The sequence below is a fragment of the Exiguobacterium sp. s150 genome, from assembly GCF_018618435.1.
Lineage (GTDB): Bacteria > Bacillota > Bacilli > Exiguobacteriales > Exiguobacteriaceae > Exiguobacterium > Exiguobacterium alkaliphilum.
In genome coordinates, this window is sequence record NZ_JACSMC010000008.1 from 44,624 (window position 1) to 65,496 (window position 20,873).

Genomic DNA, 20,873 nt, shown 5'->3' on the forward strand with positions numbered 1-20,873 from the left:
AACAAAACGCATCGACACGGCGGTCGATGCGTTAGCTCAGTCACGTGTTGGTTGTTCAAGTGAAGCATACATCTCAGGCGTCAGTCCGTTGTCATGAGAGCCGATGACTTTCCCGGCGACACGCATGCCGAGACGAAGTGCATCTTCAATCGAATGCTCTTTCATGAGCTCGGAAATAACGGCAGAGAAGAAGGAATCCCCGGCGCCTGTGGAGTCGGCAACTTTCACTTTCGTCGTCGGCACGTGACCTTGTTCGTTCGTACGAAGGTCGACGTAGACGGCGCCGAGCTCGCTCATCGTGACAATCGTGAGCGGCGCGCCTTTCATGGCGAGCACCTCGGCGACGCGAAGGGCATCGTCAACCGTGACGATGGACATATCCGAGAGAATCTCGGCTTCTTCGCGGCTACAGATGAAGCCCGTGAACCCTTGGAGCAAGTGACGGTTGCGTTCGATGACCGAGAGATGGCCGCATACACCGTATAGCGGGAGCTTCATCTCGCGGCACAATTCAATCGTCTCGTTCAAGACGTTGACCGATAAGTCGAGGTCGATGGCGACAGCCGCGCTCTCGGCGAACACGGTATCGATGCGACGGAGGATGCATTGTTCCAACATCGCCTCATCAGGTTGTTTAGAGATTGACGTCTGGAGGTCACCGTTATTGTCCATGACCGCGAGCCACATACCCATACCGTTGTCTTCGAGCAAGTCGACGTGTTCGACATTGACGTTCAAACTGCGGAGTTCTTCGAGGACACCGATTCCGATTTGATCGTTCGTCACGGTCGAGACGAACCGAACATCGTTACCGAGCACACCTAAGTTCTGAGCGACGTTGCGTCCGGTGCCACCGTTTGAAAAGGCGATATCTCCGACGTTTTTCGCATCTTTATGGAGCGGGGCGAACGACGTTCCTTTTATGTCGACAAACACTTTGCCGATTACTGCAATCGTATTCATACCTTGTACCACCTTTAGTCAATCTACCTATTGTTTCGGTCTGTTAGACACATTGTTTCCATTATAGCGAAATCGGCATTTGCTTTCAATGACGGTTTCGTGACGTGTCGAAATTTGTCAGTCCCACGATGAGCTGAGCAGACGGAGACCGTTCAATATGACGAGGATGGTCGACCCTTCGTGTCCGACGACGGCGAACGGCATGACGAGCAGTTCAAAGATGTTCGTCGCAATCAAGACGAGGATGACGCCGAGAGCGAAGATCACGTTTTGAAGGACGATTCGATTCAGTTTGCGCGACTGCTCGATGGCTGAACTGAGGCGGACGAGGTCGTTTTTCATGAGGACGACATCAGCCGTCTCAAGAGCGGCGTCTGTCCCTTCGCCCATCGCGATGCCGACGTCGGCTGTGGCGAGAGCGGGGGCGTCGTTAATGCCGTCACCGATCATGCCGATCGACCCATACTCCGCCTTCAACAACTTGATTTGTTCGACCTTCTCATCCGGGAGGCACTCGGCGATATAACGGGTCAAACCAGCTTCTGTCGCGATGGCCCGCCCGGTCGCCTCATTGTCGCCGGTGATCATGATCGTGGCGATACCGAGACGGTTCAAGCGCTCGATCGCTTGCTTCGCTTCTGGACGTAGCGTGTCACGCAAGGCGAAAGCCCCGAGGGTTCGGGTTTCGTCACTGATGAAGACGAGCGTATGGCCGGCTTCTTTCAATCGTTCGACTTGATCAAGGAAAAAGTCGCCGCTCGCGTCCGCGAATTTTTGTTTGCCGACCCGGTACGTGACGCCGTCAATCATCGCCTCGATGCCTGAACCGGTGACGTCTTTGAACTGTTCCATCGTGCCGGTATGTTTTCCCGTGTAGGCAACGAGCGCTTCGGCGAGCGGGTGCATCGAATGCTCTTCAATCAAACTGACGATCCGGAAGACGTCATGTTGTGTGACGTCCGGGTGAAGCAGAACGTGCTGGACTTCGGGTTTTCCGATCGTAAGTGTTCCTGTTTTATCGAACGCGATCGCTTTGAGCCGCCCCATGTTCTCGATATGGACGCCGCCTTTAAACAAGATGCCGTGTTTGGCGGACGAGGCGATGGCGGCCAAAGCGGCTGGCGTGATCGCTGCGACGAGCGCACAAGGGGAGGCGACGACGAGCAAAATCATGCCACGATATATGCTCGTCTCGAGCGACCAAGGCGTGAAGACGGGACCGAGCAAGATGATGGCCGCAACCGATAACAAGACGACTTGGACGTAACGTCCTTCGTAGCGGTCGATGAATTGAGCGGACGGGGACTTCTCTTCCTGCGCTTGTTGGACCATTTGAATGATCTTTTGGAACAACGTCTCCGTGGCGAGTTTTGTGACTTCGAGCGTCAAAACGCCGTTCAAGTTCACACTCGAACCGAACACGTCGTCACCGACGTTGCGCTCGACTGGAATCGATTCACCTGTGATCGCAGCTTCCTCGATCGATGCGCTACCGCTCAAGATGCGTCCGTCGACCGGGATTCGTTCCCCAGGGCGGACGTAAATCCGGTCCCCGACCGACAGTTCGTCGATATGCACGACGTCTAACCCGCCCTCGTCGTTAAATCGGGTCGCTTGTTCAGGTTGCAGTTCCATGAGCGACTCGAGGGCACGCTCGTTCTTGTTCATCGTATACGTCTCGAGGGCACCCGATAAGGCGAAAATGAAAATGAGGATGGCACCTTCCATCCAATAGCCAATCGAGGCGGCGCCGATCGCCGCGATGATCATCAACAGCTCGACGTTCAGCGACCGCGTCTCCCACGTGTCGGTCAATCCTTCTTTCGCCTTGGCGTACCCCCCAATCAAGAAGGCAGACAAATACAAAGTGACATAAATCCACGGCGTTCCAACTTGTTTTTCAGCGAGATAAGCGAGTACAATCAATACACCGCTGAAGAGCGCCATGATGAGCTCGATATGCTCGAACCAACTTGCCCGTTTGAAGACGTGGCTTTTTTCGTGTGTAGCGGTTGATGTGTTCATGAAGCACCTCTTTCTAATTGATAATGTATATCACTTAAATGATAATGAATGAGGATGATTATCATTATCCAAACCCTTAAAATGAGGGTTTTTATTGATTTTAATCGATTATCCTTATTTATAATGATTATCATGTAAGGTTATTTTATCATGGAAGAGAACAACTCACAAACTAAAAGATTAAGGAGATTTGGTGACATGCCCAACTTGTTTCAACGGCCTTGGACCGTCACGTTGTTCGCTTTATTGAACACGTTCTTATGGGGGAGTGCGTTCCCGTTTATCAAACTAAGCTATGAAGCGCTTGAAATCAGTCCGGACGAATATGGTCAGCAACTCATTTTTGCTGGAGAACGGTTTTTGCTTGCGGGTGTCTTACTTTTATTGATTAGCCGTACCGTCTTCAAGCGACCGATTCATTTGACGGTCGAACGCGTGAAGGCGTATGCGCACCTCGGTGCGTTTCTGACATTTTTACAATATTTATTTTTCTACGTCGGACTGTCGCTGTCGACGGGCGTGCAAGGTTCGATTATCGCAGGTTCGACATCCTTCTTCCAAATGGCGCTTGCGCATTTTCGGTACGAGGACGACCGGTTGAATCGGTTGAAAGGAATCGCCCTCACACTCGGCTTTTCCGGCATCGTCATCGCCAACTGGCCGTCCGCGAGTTCAGAGATCGGGTTTGGGGTCGGGGAAGTGTTGCTCATTTTGGCGATGGTCTCGGGGGCGTTCGGCAACTTGATCGCAAAAGATTACTCCCGTAGCCACGACGTCGCGCCGATGACGGCTTGGGCGATGGTGTTCGGATCGCTCGGCCTGCTCACCGTTGGCCTGGTACTGGACCCAGGTGGTGTGTTCTTGCCATACACCGGGAAAACGCTGTTATTCCTCTTATACTTGGCACTGTTATCTGCGGTCGGGTTCACCTTATGGAACACGCTGATGAAATATAATCCGGTCAGCCGCGTGTCACTCTATATGTTCTTTGTTCCCTTATTCGGGGTCATCTTATCGGGTGTTTTACTCGGAGAGACGATTCCGTGGAATGCACTCGTCGGGCTGTTGTTCGTCGTCGCGGGGATTTATTTATCGACTTACTTCCAAGGTCGTAAACAGTCTGTGCGCAAATGAGATTGAGGCGCGGTTGACGGAATTGTGTTCTCATGGGAAAATATATTAAAAATTCTGAATTATTTCAGTTCACAGTCGGTCTTCGTCGTAAAGACTTGCGTACAACGTGTCATAAAGGAAGGAGGAAAGAACGTGACGAGAAACCAGATTGTCCGCAATATACTCGTCTCGCGGCAACCGCGTGATGAGTACGTCAAGTACGTGATGAAGTGCGTGAGTCGGGGGTTAAAAGAGCACCATGACCAAGTGGATGCGCGTGCCGTGCGACAAGGCGACGACATTCAGACGAAATGGCAAATTAACGACCGGGTCATCGAGGTGACGCTCAAGTCGGACGTGTTGGCCACACTTGAGACAGAACCGTACGCGCTCGATGAAGTGTTCATTCAGGCGTTCGAGCGAAATGACGTCCGCGTCGGTCCGGCGAGAGAATAAACGAAAAGGGATGGGGCTCCGGCGAGCTCCATCCCTTTTTACATATCAATCGGTTTGGCTTTGGCCGTGAACAGGCTGACGGCGAGAATCCCGAGGATGAGTGTATACATGAGAAAATATACGTCTTTTGGCAAACTGATCCAAAACGCACCAATCATCGGACCACTAATCGAACCGACGCTGAACGCGATGCTATAGAGCATGTTGCCGGTCGGTAACAGCGAGCGTGGCAACACTTCGGTCATATGGGCGAGGCCGAGGGAATAAGTCGATCCGAGACCGGCCCCGGCCAAGGCGAACAAGACGAGTAGCCACACATAATGGTCGACGGCTAAGTTCGCGAGCGCAAACAATACCGTACCGAGCGTCAACACGATTTGTAAGATGCGTTTCTTCCCGAAGTGATCGGCAAGACGACCGAGCGGGAGTTGGACGAGGATGGAAGCGACGATGAACGTCGTGATCAGCGTACTCGTTTGAGCGAGCCCGATGTCGTTTCGGACCGTGAAGATTGGCAAGTTCGCATTCAAGCTCGCCTCGAGAAACCCGTATGTAAAGGCAGGGAGCAGCGTATAGCCGGCACCAATCAACACAAGCCGAATCCGCCCGGTCGAGTCTGTTTTCACTTTCTCCGCTTCAGGAAATTCGTTCTCGACTTTAAAGATGGGGACGAGTGAGGCGAGACAGAAGAAAATCAAGACGAGGAACGGCAACCAGAAATGCAGGTCGACGAGCGGTGCGATGAGCGGACCGACGGCAAAGCCGAGACTGAACGACATACCGTAGTACGCCATCGCTCGACCGAGGCTTCGTTTTTCGCTCACGGACGTTACCCATACTTGCGAGCCGTAATGGAGTGCGGAGTCACCAAAACCGATGACGAAACGCATGACGGCCCAGGCAAGGAGCGTTGGCCAAAGTGGTAAGAAGAACGTCGCGAGCGCCGTCAAGACGATGCCTAAGACGATGGTCGGTCGAAACCCGTACTTGCGGACGAACCGTTCGAGCAATGGCGCCGAGACGATGACACCGAGATAGAGCATCGTGGCGTTCAGGCCATTCAACCATGCAGGGGTCCCGTCGCGTTCGATGAGCGTCGATAACAGCGGGATGAGCGCCCCTTGAATCAACCCGGAAATAAATACGATAAGCAATAAAATCGAAAAACGAAACCGTTGCATAGTTCACCTCGTCATTACATAGTAAAAAGCTGAGAAGATTCTCAGCTTTTTGTTTCGTCAATCGGTTGAGTGAGATGGTTCAAATGTAAGAGCTCATCGTCCCAACTGCCTTGACTGAAAACTTCATCACGGTCTACTTTGTCTGAAACGAATGCGGCTGTCAATAAGATGCTAAGCACACCACCGAAAATGATGATGGCCATGACGGTGATCATGAATACATAGATGGCAGTCATCTCATACACCTCGATTCAGTTTAGATACTAAATATTTCCCGATGCGAAGGAATTAAAACGGGTCGGCGACACGTTTTTGGAAGTCAATTTCTGGATAGTACGCTTGCTTGACGAGCGCGTTCGGACCGAGACATTTCACGGCCGGACAATGACAAGACAACGTCGCGTTCAAGGCACTGTTCGTCCACGTCTCATACGCCTCTTGGAATGATGTGTCATACAACGTCCCGAGCGACCCGAGTTCATCGCCGAAATCAGTGACGATAATCTCACCGTCAAAGATGTTCGTGTTCAAACGAGAACGGCCGTCTGGGTCGTTTCGGACTGTGACGTTTTTCGCTTCATGCAGCCGCTTCAACAAGGCGCGGTCTTCCGGTAAGTCGGAACACGCATAGAAAGGCAACGTACCGAACAGCATCCAAACGTTTTCATCCCGCACGTCGAGCAGGTCGTGGATGGCTTGGCGAATGTCCGGGAGTGAGGCCGATTCGAGCGCGCTCGCAAAGTCGGCGGGGTACATCGGGTGTACCTCCATGCGCTGACAGCCGAGCGAGACGATTTCCTCATGGATTGCCTTCAGATGAGGAATCGTCCGTTTGTTGAGCATCGTCTCGGCCGATACGATAATGCCTTCTGATGTGAGGGCACGGGCGTTGTCTTTCATCGTCTGGAGCATCTTCAACCGCGCGGCCTTGCTCGGCTTCCGATCCATCATCGCGAATCCGCCTTCTAAAAAGTCGGCATCCGTCCCCCAGTTGTGCGAAATGTGCAAAACGTCGAGGTACGGGGTAATAAGATGATAGCGAGACAACGGCAACGTCAAGTTCGAATTGATTTGCGTCCTAGCCCCGCGTTCCTTGGCATATTTGAGCAGCGGCACGACGTAGTTGCGGACCGATTTCATTGATAGCATCGGCTCGCCGCCCGTAATCGAGAACGCACGCAAATGTTCAATCTCGTCGAGACGCGAGATGAGCAGTTCGAGGGGCACTTCAGGAGTTTCGGTCTGGTCGAGCATATAGCCGACGGCACAGTGTTCGCAGCGCATGTTGCATAGTTTGGTCGTCGTCACTTCCACGTTCGAAAGGACGAGACGACCGAACTCGGTTTGATCGAGATACGCTTCCCACGGATCAAACGTTGTCGAGATGTTTTGCATGTTGATTCCACCTTTTCATCTAGTCACACGAAATAGTATGCTATAATAACAACTCTTTGTCACGAACCAAAGGAGCGATCATGAGATGGGTAAATCACGAACCGATACGGCAGGAAAAATGAATGTGTTGAAATCGAGAACGGAATTGCTCTGTCTGTCAGTCAATACGTTGGACGAGCACACGACGCCAGAGGATTTGCATCGCCTGTTAGCTGACATTGATTCCTTACGTGCGAAAGTCGTACGTTACGCCAAAGATTTAGAACAAGGATCGAAAGGATGAAACACATTGAAACTGATCGTAGGAGATTACAAGAGCGTCACCGCCGAACGTCTCGGAATTAACGGGGAGGGGATTGCGACCATCAATCGGATGGTCGTCTTTATTCCGAACTTGTTGCCGGGTGAAGAGGCGAAAGTCGAGATTACACGCGTCGAACGAAACTATGCCGAGGCCCGTGTCGTCAAGCGCGACAATGCGTCAAAAGACCGTGTCAAACCGCCGTGCCCAATCTATGACGAGTGTGGGGGCTGTCAGATTCAACATATGAGCCCACGCCTTCAAATGGAGTATAAGGAAGAAATCGTTCGCAACGCGTTCCGTCAAAAGACGAAACTGAACGTCGACAAATCGGACATCCGCCCGACAAAAGGGATGAAAGATCCTTGGTATTACCGAAACAAATCTCAGTTCCCGCTCAGTGTCCGTCGTGGTGAAATCGTGTCGGGGCTGTATAAACCGAACTCGAATACGCTCGTCCCGATTGAACATTGTATGGTTCAACAGCGCGACACGACGAATATCAACAACGCCATCGTCCGGATCTTGAACGAGCTCGACATCCCGGTGTACGACGCGCGTCGTGATACTGGCTTTGCCCGGACTGTCGTCGTCCGCTCGGGCTATAAGACGAACGACGTCCAAGTCGTCCTCGTCGTCGGGCACGAAGATGTACCGGACCTAGACGAACTTAGCGATCGCATCATGGGGTTGCCGAACGTCGTCTCGTTCCATTTGAACATCAACTCGAACCGTTCGGGCGTCATCTTCGGCTATCGTACGATTCACATCGCCGGCCAAGAGAAGATGGACGAACAGCTCGACGACGTCCATTACCACTTGTCGCCACGCGCGTTCTTCCAACTGAACCCGGCCCAGACCGAGGTCATGTATCGTGAAGTCGTCGAGGCGGCCGCTTTGACGGGCGAAGAACGTGTCATCGACGCGTATGCCGGCGTCGGGTCGATTGGGCTGTGGCTCGCGCCGCACGCCAAAGAGATTCGCGGGATGGAAGTCGTACCGGAGGCCGTCGAAGACGCCAATGCCCATATGCGCGAGAACGGGTTCAACCATGCGACGTATGTCGAAGGTCGGGCCGAGCACTGGATTCCGCGTTGGGTGAAGGACGGATGGATCCCTGACGTCATCGTCGTCGACCCACCGCGCACCGGAGTCGACCATCAATTGTTGAACGCGATCATCTCTTCGAAAGCACAACGACTCGTCTATGTGTCATGTAACCCACAGACGCTTGCCCGTGACGCGGACCAACTCATGAAAGCCGGATACAAAGTGAATTACGTTCAGCCGTACGATATGTTCCCGCAGACGGCGCACGTCGAGTCGGTCGTCGTCTTCGAGAAAAAGAAAAAGAAGAAATATTAACAAGTCGATGAAAACGCTTGATTAGAAAGCGTTTTCATTGTATAGTTCAGATGTCAGACTTCCTTTAGAAAACGAAGCGGAGGAACATCCAATGATTCCACAAGACCGAGTGAACGAACTTGTCCAAAAGGCGATCGCGGCCCGTACGCGCGCATATACGCCTTATTCAAAATTCAATGTCGGCGCCGTCGTCATCGATGAGACGGGGAAAGAGATTTCCGGTTGTAACGTCGAGAACGCCTCATACGGTTTGTCGATGTGTGCTGAACGGACGGCCATCTTTAAGGCCGTGTCAGAAGGCAGCAAGACGATTGAGACGGTCGTCGTCGTCGGTGACACAGACGGGCCGATCTCGCCGTGCGGTGCTTGCCGTCAAGTCATCGCCGAGTTCGCGAGTGACGACTTCACGTTGATTTTGGCGAATATGGCGGGAGACACGAAAGTGATGACGAAAGAAGAGATGCTTCCATACGGCTTCTCGCCGAAAGATTTAACGTAAAAGGATGCGGCCGAGCCGCATCCTTTTACGTTAGTTATATTTTTTCTCGCTAACCGAGTCGTCTTTTGAGTGGCGCTTACGCTTCTCGTCTTTCACTTCTTGATTCAATTCTTCGACTGGAATCGGGTCGACCGTCTCCATCCCTTCCTCGTCGAAGATGCTGTCCTTGTCTGTATCGACGGCGTCCGGATTGTCGAAGCGACGCTTAGATGGCTGGTTTTCTTTTTTCATTCGTTTCGCCTCCTTGTCTCTCTGTTATTCCACTTTCCGATTTCGTGTAAACGCTTCACGAAATGGTTTCGATTTAAAACAATGGTGGAATTATCCGTACATAGTGACTAAGGAGGGGTAGCATGGATAAAAAAGTGTTAATGGGCATCGTCCTCGGCGTCGCCGGGGCCGCGCTCGTGGCGCCGAAAGTGGCGGCACTGCTGACGCAAGACCGCGAGGATGACACGTGGAGCAAGATGGACCGGATGGAGAGTGTCGATTCGGATAAGGACGAGGCCGAGGCGGGACTCACCCAGCTCGACTCGAACCACCGGGCCGAATGGCAAGCGAACGGCTTCCCGCAGACCCACGCCGAGCGTGAGCGGCTCATGAACGAATCGGAAGAAACGTTCAAAGGCCAAGACATATAAAAAAAGGTAGCCGCGGCTGCCTTTCAGATTGAAGACAAAGTCACGTTTCAGGCGAACTGAAACGTGACTTTTTCGTTGACTGGTTCTCTACCTTTCATAAGTCTACTTTTTTCATAACCGCCGTAAAATATATATTTCCCTAGTTCCAATTTAAGACGCATGTCTTTTCCCTTTAACGATTTTTCTAGGGGTTTCGTTCTATGATTGAGTATGTTAATTTGGCAACTGTTAGGAGGTTGGACATATGAAAAATTCAGCTAAAGAGTGGATTTACATTTTGTTGCTCGCCGCAGTAACATTTATGTATTTCTTTGTCGATGGAATGACCAATACAACAAAGACTATAGTCACCATTGCAGTATTTATAGCTGTTGTTGGACTTAAGTTTGCAGTCAAAACTACTAAGGAGGACTGAGATCATGCCCAAAAAGTCAAAACTTTTATCTCTTGTAATGTCGATAGTACTCCTGTTTTCAGTAGCTTTCATCCCAATGGGTGTAGCTAGTGCTGAGGAAGAATTAAGTGAGGAGGATTTGGAATTAATTGAATTATTGACTGCAATCGAGAACATGCCTGATGAGATAATCTTGCAGGGTGAAGATGCTATTAAGGCTCATCTCGAGAGCGAAGTCAGCTTCCATCTTGAATTAAAGTAAAAAAACCTCAACCACTGTTGACGGCCACACAAATGAGGGCGCTCTGCCCGCCATCTTCTTGAGATTGAGGGCAGCAAAGGTAAGCATCGTCTGCATTGAAACTTTTTCAAGTCCCCGGTAACGGGTCCAACGCATGTCATGCTTCTCTTTTGCGTCCGCGAACACGCGCTCGTCTGGCGTGACCATCTCCAATCGTGTTCGATTGGTTTCCGATTCTGTTGATTTCCTGATCGTCCGATTCGCCCCCATGACGGGTTCTCTACCTCTCATTATAAAAAATGGGCGAGGGTACGAAAAGAGGGATGGATGCTTGGACCGACCAAGGGCACGGCGAGACCTCTAGGGGAATAGCAAGCAAAGGGAGACCCAGCAGCATTAAGCGATGCGGCTCCCTGCTTGCCCCCAGAAAAGCGAGCTGTGCCCGGTCGGACAAATAAAAAAACTGCAGACAATGTTTTGTCTACAGTCCGATAGTCAGCCGCAGCTGCCTTTTTATATGTCGAATTCGTCATCCGGTAGCAGTGGCAGGCCAAGTGTGACCGTCGTGCCTTGACCGACTTCGGAAGCGAAATGGATCGAGCCTCCGTGACGTTCCATGATGTGTTTGGCGATGGCGAGTCCGAGACCGGTGCCACCGTCTTCGCGGGTCCGGGACTTGTTGACGCGATAGAATCGTTCCGTCAACTTGTCGAGATCTTCCCGCGGGATGCCGCGGCCTTCATCACGAATCTCGGTGATGGCATATCCTTCCTCAGAAAACGTCTTCACATGGATGGCTTTGCCGGCCTCCGTATACCTTAGCGCATTATCGAGCAAGTTCCCGACGACTTGTTCGAGGCGATCGTGGTCTCCGAGGATGATGAGGTCAAAGTCGAGATCCGTCTCGATGGCGACGCCTTTCGCCTGTGCAATCGGTTCGAAGCGATACAATACGTCTTCAAGCACTTGCGAGTAGACGACCGGCTCTTTCGTCATCGGGTACGAGTCGCGTTCAAGTTGGGCGAGGTCGAGTAAATCGTTGACGAGCCGTTGCAAGCGTTCCGTCTCGTTCTCGATGATGTCGTAATATTGTGCTTTCGTCTTCTCATCGAGCGATGGGTCTTGAAGCATCTCCGTGTAACCGCGGATGTAAGACAGCGGGGTCCGGAGCTCATGGCTGACGTTCGCCAAAAACTCTTTTCGCTGCTCTTCGACGAGCCCGAGCGATTCGGCCATCCGGTTGAGCGTCTCGGCCAGTTCACCGATCTCGTCATCATAGTAGATGGGGATGCGGTGCGAAAAGTCGCCTTTGGCATATACTTGTGAGGCGCGTTTCATCTGGATGAGTGGTTGAATGATGGTGTCGATGATTTGCGTCCCGAAGATGAGCAGATTGACGACCATGAGGAGGAGTAAAAACGTAATCATGAGCCGAATCGGTTGGAACGGCTCACTGATTTTACTCAGCTCCATATAAAGGATGAGCGCGTTGTCGAGCTCTCCGTTACGAATGAGCGGGAAGGCCGACATGAGGATATCGACGTCCTCGGTCGGATGCTTGCGTGTGACCGAGATGGCGTAGCCGTCCTGGAGTCGGGCTAGGTCTTGTTCGCGCAAAAACGTCTTGCCTGAGCCGAGCCCGTCCTCTTTGACGGAAGATAAGAACACTTTCGTCTCCGTCAATTCGTTCGTGTAGGTCATGCTGTCAGAGAACGCGTCAGAGAACCCGTCTGCCTTGTAGATGGTGACGAGCTTCTCTCCGCGGTTGATGAGTAGTTCTTCTTGCGTCTGGATGTAGAACTTGTCGTACAAGTAAAACGTCATGATGATGAACACGAACGCGGAGAAGAGGCTGGCCGTCCAAATGGTGATCCAAATCCGCTTCCGGATCGTGTATTGCTTCATACGTTCGCCTCGAACTTATAGCCGATCCCCCAGACCGTTTGAATGTAGCCGCCGGCTTCGCCGAGCTTCAGTCGGAGCGTTTTAATGTGTGTGTCGACCGTGCGAAGGTTCCCGTGATACTCGGTTCCCCAAATTTGGTCGAGCAGCTGTTCGCGAGAGAAGACTTTCTCTTCGTTCGTGATGAACAAGTAGAGGAGGTCGAACTCTTTACGGGTCAAGTTGACGGTCTTTCCTTTCACGCTGACCGCACGTCCTTCGATATCAATCGATAACACGCCGACATCGAACGTCGCTTCTTGTTCTTTTGAGAAGTTGTGTGTCCGGCGAAGCGTCGCTTCAATCCGGGCAAGCAGTTCCCGTGGGCTGAACGGCTTTGTGATGTAGTCGTCTGCCCCAATCTTCAATCCGTGAATGCGGTCGAGTTCCTCGGAACGGGCCGTGAGCATGATGATCGGCACGTTCGAGAACTCACGGATACGCATGCACGCCGTTAGCCCGTCAAGTTCAGGCATCATCACATCGAGTAAGACGAGGTGGAACGACTGTGCTTTCAACAGCTCGATCGCTTCGAGCCCGTTCGTCGCCGTGACGGTCTTGTATCCTTCCTTCTCTAAGTTCGAGACGAGCAAATCCCGCATTTGTTCTTCATCATCAGTCACTAAAATTCGAAACGTTGGTTCTGACATGGTCCATTCTCCTTTACAAAACAGTTAACGGGGCGTGTGAGAAATCCCTCATACTTCTATCATACCTATCTCTCCGAATTAGAACAGAAATATTCATCGCCGTAAAGTTGTCCTCATGCAATCCACACAAAAACGCCACAAAAAAGCCAATTCTTTGTCAGAATTGGCTTAAGCTTCGAGTTGCGCCTCGTAGGCAATCTCGAATTCTGGGGCATGGAGCGAGTGCAAGTAAAGCTGGAAGCTCGACTTTGACACTTCATATAGTACGTACTCGACGTCCCCTTGATTGATTTCAGCAAGCAGCTCCGAACGAATCTCATTGGCGCAAAACGCGTACGGCAACTTTTCGGCCGCGGCGATCGAGCGTTCATTCGATTTTCGGATTTTTAAAAACACACTTTCAATATCAAGCTCGAAGAACAATTCTGAGAAGAACGCTTCTTTCGCGACTTGATTGTAACCTTTCCCGTGATACGGTTTGCCAAGCCACGTACCGAGGAACCCGTAGCCGGATTCCACATCGAACAAGCTGATTGTCCCAATCGGGGTCCCGAACTCGTTCGTGATGGTGCGTGAGATGATGTTCCCTTGCTCTTCTAGCTCGATTACTTGCTTCGTGCTAAATAAAAACTCGTCAAAGTGGACCGTCTTTTGACGGACATACGGAAAGACATCTGGGTGTTGCATCAGTTCGAACAACTCCGCGCAGTCGGTGAGCTCACGAAATTTGAGCACCTTTACATTCCTCCTCCTATTTCAGACCGCTGAAGAATAGTCGTAACGAAAGCATACTTCTGGCTTCGCTGTTCGAACCGCCTTGGTTGCTTTTTTGAAGTTACAAGATAATTTTATATAGATTTTTTAAAAAAGCAAGTAAATTATGCTTAAAAACGCTTATGAAAAATAATGAAAATTAGTCCATCTCATGATGCGTTTTCGCGCGTTCAGTCGCATACACAATTTGACCGTTCACAATCGTCATAATCGGCTTCGACATGTAGTCGAGCGGGAAGTGGCTCCAGAGCACAAGGTCGGCATCTTTCCCGACTTCGAGCGAGCCGATTCGGTCGTCGACACCGAGCGATTCGGCCGGGTGAATCGTGATGGCGCGTAGCGCGACATCGACCGGCAGCCCTTCACGTGCGGCGAGTCCGGCACAAAGGTTCAAGTATTGGACCGGTGTATACGGGTGGTCGGTCGTGATCGAGACGATCATGCCGTGCTCGTGTAGGATACGGTACGTCTCCCACGTCTTGTTTTGAAGCTCGATTTTTGATTTGCGCGTGAACGTCGGCCCCACGGTGACGTGCTTCACCCCAAGCTCACGCAACTTTTCGGCGACGAGATGACCTTCCGTGCAATGTTCGATGCGGTAGTCGAGGTCGAACTCTTCGGCGAAACGGACGACCGATAAAATATCATCGGCGCGATGGGCGTGGACTCGAACCGGCATCTTTCGGTCAAGGGCGAGCTGGATCATCTGGCTGCCGAACGTGCCAATCGTCTTCGTCGAGTCGACGGTCCGGAACGCCTCGCGCAGAAGCCCCATAATCCCCATCCTCGTCAAATCACCTGTCTTGCCCATGCTGTGGATGCGCTTCGGGTTTTCGCCGAGCGCCATCTTGAGCCCGGCATACCGCCTGAGAATCATATCTTCGATGAAGCGACCGTGTGTTTTGATGACGCTTGTCACGCCGCCGATGACGTTCATGCTACCGGGCATGACTTGGACGGCCGTGACACCGGCCCGAAGTGCTTCTTCAAACCCTTCGTCGAGCGGATAGACACCGTCGATGGCCCGGGCATGCGGCGTCATCGCTTCGACCGTCTCGTTCGCATCGTTCCCGACCGAGCCGGTTCCTTCGTCATAGAGTCCGAGGTGCGTATGGGCATCGATAAAACCGGGGAATAAGAAGTTTCCCTCGGCCTCGATGACCGTCTCATCTTCGAGCGGGTCGAGAAGATCGGCCATTTCGACAATCTTGCCGTCTTTGACGCGCAAGTCCCCGTAGAAGTGGGGAGCGGTGATCGGGTAAATATGGGCGTTACGAATCAATAAGTTACTCACGTATTGTATATCCTCCTCAAGTTAAATGTAGCAGTTGTTTCAGTGCGGGCTCCAATGTCTCATAACGGAACTTGAACCCATGGTTGAGCGCTTTCGTCGGGACGACTTTCGCGCCTTCTAAGACGATGACGCTTTTCTCACCGAGCGCGAGTTTCATGAGCGGTGCCGGTGCGGGAATCCAGTGCGGACGATGCATGACGCGGGCGATGGTTCGTCCGAACTCATCCATCGTGACTGGCGTCGGGGCTGTTCCGTTGACGGGACCCGCGATGGCCGGGGTCTCGATGACATGGACAAATAGACGAACGAGGTCGTCGAGGTGAACCCACGGGACCCACTGTTTTCCGGAACCGATTTTTCCGCCGACGCCAAACGTGTACGGTAACTTCATGAGCGGGAACGCGCCGCCGTCATTTGATAGGACGACACCTGTCCGCATAAATGCGAGCCGGATTCCCATCTCTTCGATTGGGGCGGCTTCTTTTTCCCAAAGCACGCATACGTTCCCTAAGAAGTTTGTCCGTTCCGGGAGCGGTGTGGACTCGGAGTACGTGATCGAGCGGTCTTCACCATATATTCCGATGGCCGAGCCGCTGATGACGACACTCGGTTTTTGCTTCATATTTTTAATGATGCGCACAAGCTCTTTCGTTCCGTCGAGTCGACTTTGTAGGATGGCTTGTTTTTGTTTATGGGTCCAACGCCCGTCGTTGATCGAGGCGCCGGCCAAATGGATGAAGGCGTCGACGTCTTGGAGCGCTGTTTCCGGCTGGCTGTCCGGTGTCATCCATTCCACGAAGGAGATGCCTCCTTGCCGCGGCCGCGGATTGCGTGTCAGGACGACGACTTGATGGCCGGCCTCAGCAAGGGCGCGGACGAGCGGACGGCCGATCAATCCGGTCCCGCCGGTAATTGCAATTTTCATGAGTCTCCCTCCAGTATATTGAAGCGATTTCAAAACGGGTATGAGTTCCATAAAGAAAGTGGGTCGTTCGTATTGTGAATACCCTTTCTTCTAACTTATCAAAAATCCTCCTTAAGCGGGGAACGTGATATGTTAGAACTAGGAAAAGGAGGGTTTTTGTGAAAATCGCCAAGTTTACGACGCAACAGAAAAACAAAGACCGGTTGAACGTCTTCGTCGAGAAAGACGGCAAAGAAGAGTTTGCCTTTGCGATCGATGTCGATGTGTTCATTAAATATGGATTGACGAGAGGGATGGAGCTTGAAGATGACTTCGTCCGTGACGTACTCGAAGCCGAAGAGGAGCAAAAGGCTTACAAAGCGGCCGTTAACTATTTGTCGTACCGAATGCGTGCCGTTTCAGAGGTGCATGACTATTTGATGAAGAAAGAAGTAAGCGAACCGGTCATTAAACGCGTTACGGACCGTTTGATCGAACAGCGTTACTTGAACGATGCCGAGTTCGCCAAAGCCTACGTGCAGACGAAGTTCAACACGAGTCCGAGCGGACCTGTGAAAATCAAACGAGAGCTTGCGCAATTTGGCATTGCCCAAACGATCATCGAAGACGTGATCGCCTCCCTCACGCATGAGGATCAGCTCGAAAAGGCCGGAAAGTTTGTTAAAAGGAAACAAATGGAAAAAAATCGACGTTCCGCCACAGAAGTGCAACAAAGAATTCAACAAACCCTGATGCAAAGGGGTTTCACGTTTGATATTATTTCAGAGGCGATTCACACGTTTTGGGAAAACGAGGATGAGGACGTCGAGCTTGCGGCCTGTTTGACACAAGCCGAAAAGTTGAATCGAAAGTATAGCGGATATGATGCATTCGAACGGAAACAGCGCATGAAGATGCAGCTTCGGCGCAAAGGATTTCCGTATGATGTCATCGAGCGCGCGTTAGAGCGCCTCGTTGAGGAACAATCGTAGTTGGACATCGGTTTACGGTATAGGGGAAAAAACTGAAAAGGTGGGTCTACATTGACGATTTTTGAATGGATTACAGCACTGATGCCGATTGTATCGGTGCTCATCTTACTGGTCATTATGCGGTTACCGGCATCGATTGCGATGCCACTTTCGCTCGTTTTAACAGCAATTCTCGCATTTTTCGTCTGGCAACTCGACGCCACACAAATCACGGCGGCTGTTCTACAAGGGCTCGTCATCGCCATTACGGCGGCTTGGATCGTCTACGGTGCGATTGGAATGATGAACACGATGAAAGAGGGCGGTGGGATGAACGCCATCCGCTCCGGGTTTGTCACGATTACGCCGGATCCACGGATTCAAGTACTCATCGTCGGCTGGCTGTTCGTTTCTTTCATCGAAGGGGCATCCGGTTTCGGGACTCCGGCCACGGTCGCGGCTCCGCTTCTGATCGCGTTAGGTTTTCCGCCGATTGCGGCCGTCGTCATTGCCTTGTCGGCTGACGTTTCGGCCGTCACGTTCGGCGCGGTCGGAACACCGGCGCTCATCGGAATCGGGAACGGTCTTTCGCTCGACGTGAGTCAACCGGAAGCGATTGAGTTTTTGACGAGCGTCGTCTTGCAGACGGTGCTCATCGATATGGTCGTCGGTCTGTTTATTCCGTTCATTCTCATTTTAATGCTGACGCGGTTCTTCAGTAAACAAAAGTCGGTCAAACCGGCGTTTGAAGTGTTGCCAATCGCGCTCGTCGCAGCGCTCGTCTACAGCATCCCGGCCTATTTATGGACGCTCGTCCTAGGATTTGAATTTGGAGGTATGCTCGGTGGATTGACAGGTCTCGTCATTTTGGTTGCGATGGCGAAGAAGGGCATCTTGATGCCGAAGCGTGTTTGGACGTTTGACGGATACGTCGACGAACTCGACGAGCCGCTCGAACAACCGACCGTCAAGACAGGCAAGCGTGAACTGCCGCAATGGAAAGCGTGGGCCCCTTACTTGATTTTGACGATTTTCCTCATCTTGACGCGGACTGTCCCGTTCTTGAACGAACTGACGCGAAGTGTCCGCATCAACTTGCCAGACATCTTAGGGGTCGTCGGAATCTCGACATCGTGGGAGCCGTTCTACTCGCCAGGGTTCATGTTCATTTTGACGATGATCGCGACGTTCTTCTTGCACAATATGAGTTGGTCGCAAGTGACGTCGGTGTTTAAATCGACGACGCTCGGCATCGGCGGGACACTCATCACCCTCGCGGCGTCCGTGCCGATGGTCCGCATCTTCATCCACTCGGAGAATGGCGGGGCAGGGTTAGGTTCCATGCCGGTCGAACTTGCAACGGCTGCGGCTGACACGTTCGGTGGGGTTTGGCCGCTCGTCGCGCCGTGGATTGGGGCACTCGGGTCGTTCGTATCCGGGTCCGCCACGTTCTCGAACATGATGTTCTCGAGCTTGACGACGAGTGTCGCCGAATCGGTCGGCATGAGTGAGACGCTCGCCCTATCGATGCAAATGGCAGGGGCGAACGCCGGTAACATGATTTGCGTCTTGAACGTCGTCGCGGTTGCTTCGGTCGCCGGTCTCCTCGGAAAAGAAGGAACGATCATCCGTTACACGCTCATGCCGATGATTTACTACGTCGTGGCGACGGGGATTGTCGGTGTGGTTTTGGCGACGTTCTTCATCAACTAAAATAAATTACAATTTCTTTACAAAATAATATTGACAATTTTCTGAACAGTCTGCTAAGGTTTTAGTAGATTTTAAAACTATGAAACGAGAGGAGCCAGCATGATGAAGTACATCACAACACTACAACGCACACACACAACATCATATGGCTACTCGTATTTGACTGCTTAAACGGGCAGCTGGATAGGGGTAGTGTCCTTTCCCTGACCATGCAAAAGACTGAAGACTGTCAAGCGCACTTCATCCGATTGGTTGCACAATCAGGTGACGTGCGCTTTTTTGCGTGCTTGGAAAGGGCGGAAGGGGGAAATCAGTCATGAAACTGATTAGACAATTGGATTGGTTTATTAAACGGCAAAAACGGACGTATCTCATCGCCATCATTCTGTTAATCATCACGGGTGTCGTCGACATGTTGCCACCGTGGATTATCGGTCAGGCGATCGATGCGATTCGGGAAGGGAGTTTGACGACAGAGCGGCTCATCCTCATCGTCGGGTCGCTCCTCGGGATCATGGTCTTGTCGTACGTCATGTCGTACTTGTGGATCGCCCGCTTGTTCGGGACGGCCTTCCTGCTAGAGAAAAAATTGCGGGGGCGCTTCTTCGGGCATTTGCTTCGGCAGACGCCGCGATTTTATCAGCAGCATCGCACGGGTGACTTGATGGCGCTCGCGACGAACGATTTGAAAGCGGTCGAACGAACGGCCGGGTTCGGCGTCATGACGCTCGTCGATTCGTTCAACATGACGCTCATCGCGCTCACCATCATGGGCGTGTTCATCGATTGGAAGCTGACGCTCGCGGCACTGTTGCCGATGCCGATTCTCGCCTGGTCGATGAACAAGCTCGGGCGCCAAATCCATGCCCGCTTCACCGCGGCGCAAGATTCGTTCGGGGTCATGAACGACCAAGTCGTCGAATCGATTTCAGGGCTTCGTGTCGTCCGCTCATTCGTCCAAGAAGAGGCGGATACGAAGAAGTTCGACACGATCACCGACGACGTCATGGCGAAAAACATGCACGTCGCCAAAATCGACGTCTTGTTCGAGCCGGTCATCAAACTACTCGTCGGACTGAGCTACTTGATTGGCCTGTCGTTCGGGACGTATCTCGTCTTCACGAACGACATCACGCTCGGTCAACTCGTCTCGTTCAACATTTATCTCGGGATGCTCATCTGGCCGATGTATGCGTTCGGAGAATTGATTAACGTCGTCCAACGCGGAACGGCGAGCTTAGAGCGGATTGAAGCGACGATGAACGAACGGCCAGACGTCGAGTCGACGGGGACGACGGATGTCGCCGTTCCTGAGAAGATCACGTTCAAATCGCTCACGTTCACGTACCCGGGGTCAAACCGTGCGTCGCTTGAAGACATCGTGCTCCACGTGTCACGCGGAGAGACGATTGGGATCGTCGGGCCGACCGGGGCCGGGAAGACGACGCTCTTGCGTCAACTGCTCCGGGAATACCCGATTGACGATGCGTTGCTCGTCAACGGCATCCCCATCTCAGACATCAAGCTCGAACAAGTCCGAGGCTGGAGCGGCTACGTATCGCAAGAACACTTGCTGTTCTCGAAGACGGTCCGCGACAACATCTTGTTCGGGGCGGCCGATGCGACCGAGGACGACCTTCAAACGGCCATTCGCCTTGCGGCGTTCGATACCGATATCAATCATTTAGAGAACGGACTCGATACGGTCGTCGGTGAGCAAGGGGTCATGCTGTCGGGTGGACAGAAACAACGTCTCTCGATTGCCCGAGCTTTGCTCAAAGACCCTGAGATTCTATTACTCGACGACTCGCTCTCTGCAGTCGATGCGAAAACGGAATCACGAATCATCGACTCGGTCCGGACGAGCCGGTCGGAACAGACGACGTTCATCGTCGCCCACCGCCTATCGGCCGTGGCCCATGCCGACCAGATTCTCGTCTTACAAGACGGCCGCGTCACGGAACGCGGTACGCACGACCAACTGATGGAACGACACGGTTGGTATTATGAACAATACGTTCGACAAGGGGAGACGGAGTAATCCGGGAAAGG

23 protein-coding genes are annotated in these 20,873 nt (G+C 52.2%); 11 read left to right on the forward strand and 12 right to left on the reverse strand.

Annotated elements, in window-relative coordinates:
• Positions 1–36 precede the first annotated feature (36 nt).
• Positions 37–963, reverse strand: a complete 927-nt coding sequence (locus KNP76_RS06180) for a carbohydrate kinase family protein (RefSeq protein WP_034805330.1) — start codon at positions 961–963, stop codon at positions 37–39.
• A 117-nt stretch (positions 964–1,080) separates the two neighbouring features.
• On the reverse strand, positions 1,081–2,988 hold the full coding sequence (locus KNP76_RS06185; RefSeq protein WP_211779901.1) for a heavy metal translocating P-type ATPase: 1,908 nt from the start codon (positions 2,986–2,988) through the stop codon (positions 1,081–1,083).
• 198 nt (positions 2,989–3,186) lie between these two features.
• On the opposite strand from KNP76_RS06185, the gene KNP76_RS06190 reads away from it, so the two are divergent.
• Positions 3,187–4,122, forward strand: a complete 936-nt coding sequence (locus tag KNP76_RS06190; protein ID WP_214843552.1) for a DMT family transporter — start codon at positions 3,187–3,189, stop codon at positions 4,120–4,122.
• Positions 4,123–4,254: 132 nt separating this feature from the next.
• The gene (locus KNP76_RS06195; protein WP_034805333.1) at positions 4,255–4,557 is read left to right on the forward strand and encodes a hypothetical protein; all 303 of its coding nucleotides are present in this window, start codon (positions 4,255–4,257) and stop codon (positions 4,555–4,557) included.
• A 38-nt stretch (positions 4,558–4,595) separates the two neighbouring features.
• Here the strand turns inward: KNP76_RS06195 and KNP76_RS06200 are convergent, their stop codons facing one another.
• From KNP76_RS06200 to yfkAB, 3 genes are read right to left on the reverse strand one after another with little or no spacing between them, the layout of a single operon-like run.
• Entirely contained in the window at positions 4,596–5,738 is a 1,143-nt protein-coding gene (locus KNP76_RS06200) for an MFS transporter (RefSeq protein WP_214843554.1), read from the reverse strand.
• Positions 5,739–5,779: 41 nt separating this feature from the next.
• On the reverse strand, positions 5,780–5,974 hold the full coding sequence (locus tag KNP76_RS06205; RefSeq protein WP_034805335.1) for a hypothetical protein: 195 nt from the start codon (positions 5,972–5,974) through the stop codon (positions 5,780–5,782).
• 52 nt (positions 5,975–6,026) lie between these two features.
• Entirely contained in the window at positions 6,027–7,133 is a 1,107-nt protein-coding gene (yfkAB, locus tag KNP76_RS06210; RefSeq protein ID WP_034805338.1) for a radical SAM/CxCxxxxC motif protein YfkAB, read from the reverse strand.
• An 85-nt stretch (positions 7,134–7,218) separates the two neighbouring features.
• Here yfkAB and KNP76_RS06215 point away from each other — a divergent pair, with 85 nt between their 5' ends.
• From KNP76_RS06215 to cdd, 3 genes are all read left to right on the forward strand, one after another.
• Positions 7,219–7,416, forward strand: coding sequence for a hypothetical protein (locus tag KNP76_RS06215; protein WP_024371614.1), 198 nt, complete (start codon positions 7,219–7,221; stop codon positions 7,414–7,416).
• Between the two features lie 6 nt (positions 7,417–7,422).
• The gene (gene rlmD / locus KNP76_RS06220) at positions 7,423–8,799 is read left to right on the forward strand and encodes a 23S rRNA (uracil(1939)-C(5))-methyltransferase RlmD (protein ID WP_214843556.1); all 1,377 of its coding nucleotides are present in this window, start codon (positions 7,423–7,425) and stop codon (positions 8,797–8,799) included.
• A gap of 91 nt (positions 8,800–8,890) precedes the next feature.
• A complete protein-coding gene (cdd, locus tag KNP76_RS06225; RefSeq protein WP_211779899.1) occupies positions 8,891–9,298 on the forward strand; it encodes a cytidine deaminase in 408 nt (135 codons plus the stop codon).
• 30 nt (positions 9,299–9,328) lie between these two features.
• Here the strand turns inward: cdd and KNP76_RS06230 are convergent, their stop codons facing one another.
• On the reverse strand, positions 9,329–9,529 hold the full coding sequence (locus tag KNP76_RS06230; protein WP_034815739.1) for a hypothetical protein: 201 nt from the start codon (positions 9,527–9,529) through the stop codon (positions 9,329–9,331).
• A 122-nt stretch (positions 9,530–9,651) separates the two neighbouring features.
• Between KNP76_RS06230 and KNP76_RS06235 the strand changes: the two genes are divergently transcribed.
• The 3 genes from KNP76_RS06235 to KNP76_RS06245 all read left to right on the forward strand — a co-directional run bounded on the left by KNP76_RS06235 (position 9,652) and on the right by KNP76_RS06245 (position 10,595).
• Complete coding sequence (locus KNP76_RS06235) at positions 9,652–9,939, forward strand: hypothetical protein (protein ID WP_034805344.1); 288 nt, start codon at positions 9,652–9,654, stop codon at positions 9,937–9,939.
• 244 nt (positions 9,940–10,183) lie between these two features.
• Entirely contained in the window at positions 10,184–10,354 is a 171-nt protein-coding gene (locus KNP76_RS06240; RefSeq protein WP_156028785.1) for a hypothetical protein, read from the forward strand.
• Between the two features lie 4 nt (positions 10,355–10,358).
• On the forward strand, positions 10,359–10,595 hold the full coding sequence (locus KNP76_RS06245) for a hypothetical protein (RefSeq protein WP_214843558.1): 237 nt from the start codon (positions 10,359–10,361) through the stop codon (positions 10,593–10,595).
• Here KNP76_RS06245 and KNP76_RS06250 read toward each other — a convergent pair.
• From KNP76_RS06250 to KNP76_RS06275, 6 genes are all read right to left on the reverse strand, one after another.
• A complete protein-coding gene (locus tag KNP76_RS06250) occupies positions 10,587–10,865 on the reverse strand; it encodes a transposase (RefSeq protein WP_369792692.1) in 279 nt (92 codons plus the stop codon). The genes KNP76_RS06245 and KNP76_RS06250 overlap by 9 nt on opposite strands.
• A 222-nt stretch (positions 10,866–11,087) precedes the next feature.
• A complete protein-coding gene (locus tag KNP76_RS06255; RefSeq protein WP_211779897.1) occupies positions 11,088–12,479 on the reverse strand; it encodes a sensor histidine kinase in 1,392 nt (463 codons plus the stop codon).
• The gene (locus tag KNP76_RS06260; protein WP_211779896.1) at positions 12,476–13,165 is read right to left on the reverse strand and encodes a response regulator transcription factor; all 690 of its coding nucleotides are present in this window, start codon (positions 13,163–13,165) and stop codon (positions 12,476–12,478) included. The genes KNP76_RS06255 and KNP76_RS06260 overlap by 4 nt, the downstream gene beginning before the upstream one ends.
• Before the next feature lie 168 nt (positions 13,166–13,333).
• Complete coding sequence (locus KNP76_RS06265; protein ID WP_034815731.1) at positions 13,334–13,900, reverse strand: GNAT family N-acetyltransferase; 567 nt, start codon at positions 13,898–13,900, stop codon at positions 13,334–13,336.
• A gap of 178 nt (positions 13,901–14,078) precedes the next feature.
• On the reverse strand, positions 14,079–15,233 hold the full coding sequence (locus tag KNP76_RS06270) for an amidohydrolase (RefSeq protein ID WP_034815729.1): 1,155 nt from the start codon (positions 15,231–15,233) through the stop codon (positions 14,079–14,081).
• Between the two features lie 16 nt (positions 15,234–15,249).
• Complete coding sequence (locus tag KNP76_RS06275; RefSeq protein ID WP_034805353.1) at positions 15,250–16,158, reverse strand: TIGR01777 family oxidoreductase; 909 nt, start codon at positions 16,156–16,158, stop codon at positions 15,250–15,252.
• A gap of 158 nt (positions 16,159–16,316) precedes the next feature.
• On the opposite strand from KNP76_RS06275, the gene recX reads away from it, so the two are divergent.
• The 3 genes from recX to KNP76_RS06290 all read left to right on the forward strand — a co-directional run bounded on the left by recX (position 16,317) and on the right by KNP76_RS06290 (position 20,862).
• Positions 16,317–17,129: a recombination regulator RecX gene (gene recX / locus KNP76_RS06280; RefSeq protein ID WP_214843560.1), complete on the forward strand. Its 813-nt coding sequence runs from the start codon at positions 16,317–16,319 to the stop codon at positions 17,127–17,129.
• Positions 17,130–17,180: 51 nt separating this feature from the next.
• Entirely contained in the window at positions 17,181–18,821 is a 1,641-nt protein-coding gene (locus tag KNP76_RS06285; RefSeq protein WP_214843561.1) for an L-lactate permease, read from the forward strand.
• 316 nt (positions 18,822–19,137) lie between these two features.
• Complete coding sequence (locus KNP76_RS06290; protein WP_034815725.1) at positions 19,138–20,862, forward strand: ABC transporter ATP-binding protein; 1,725 nt, start codon at positions 19,138–19,140, stop codon at positions 20,860–20,862.
• Positions 20,863–20,873 lie beyond the last annotated feature (11 nt).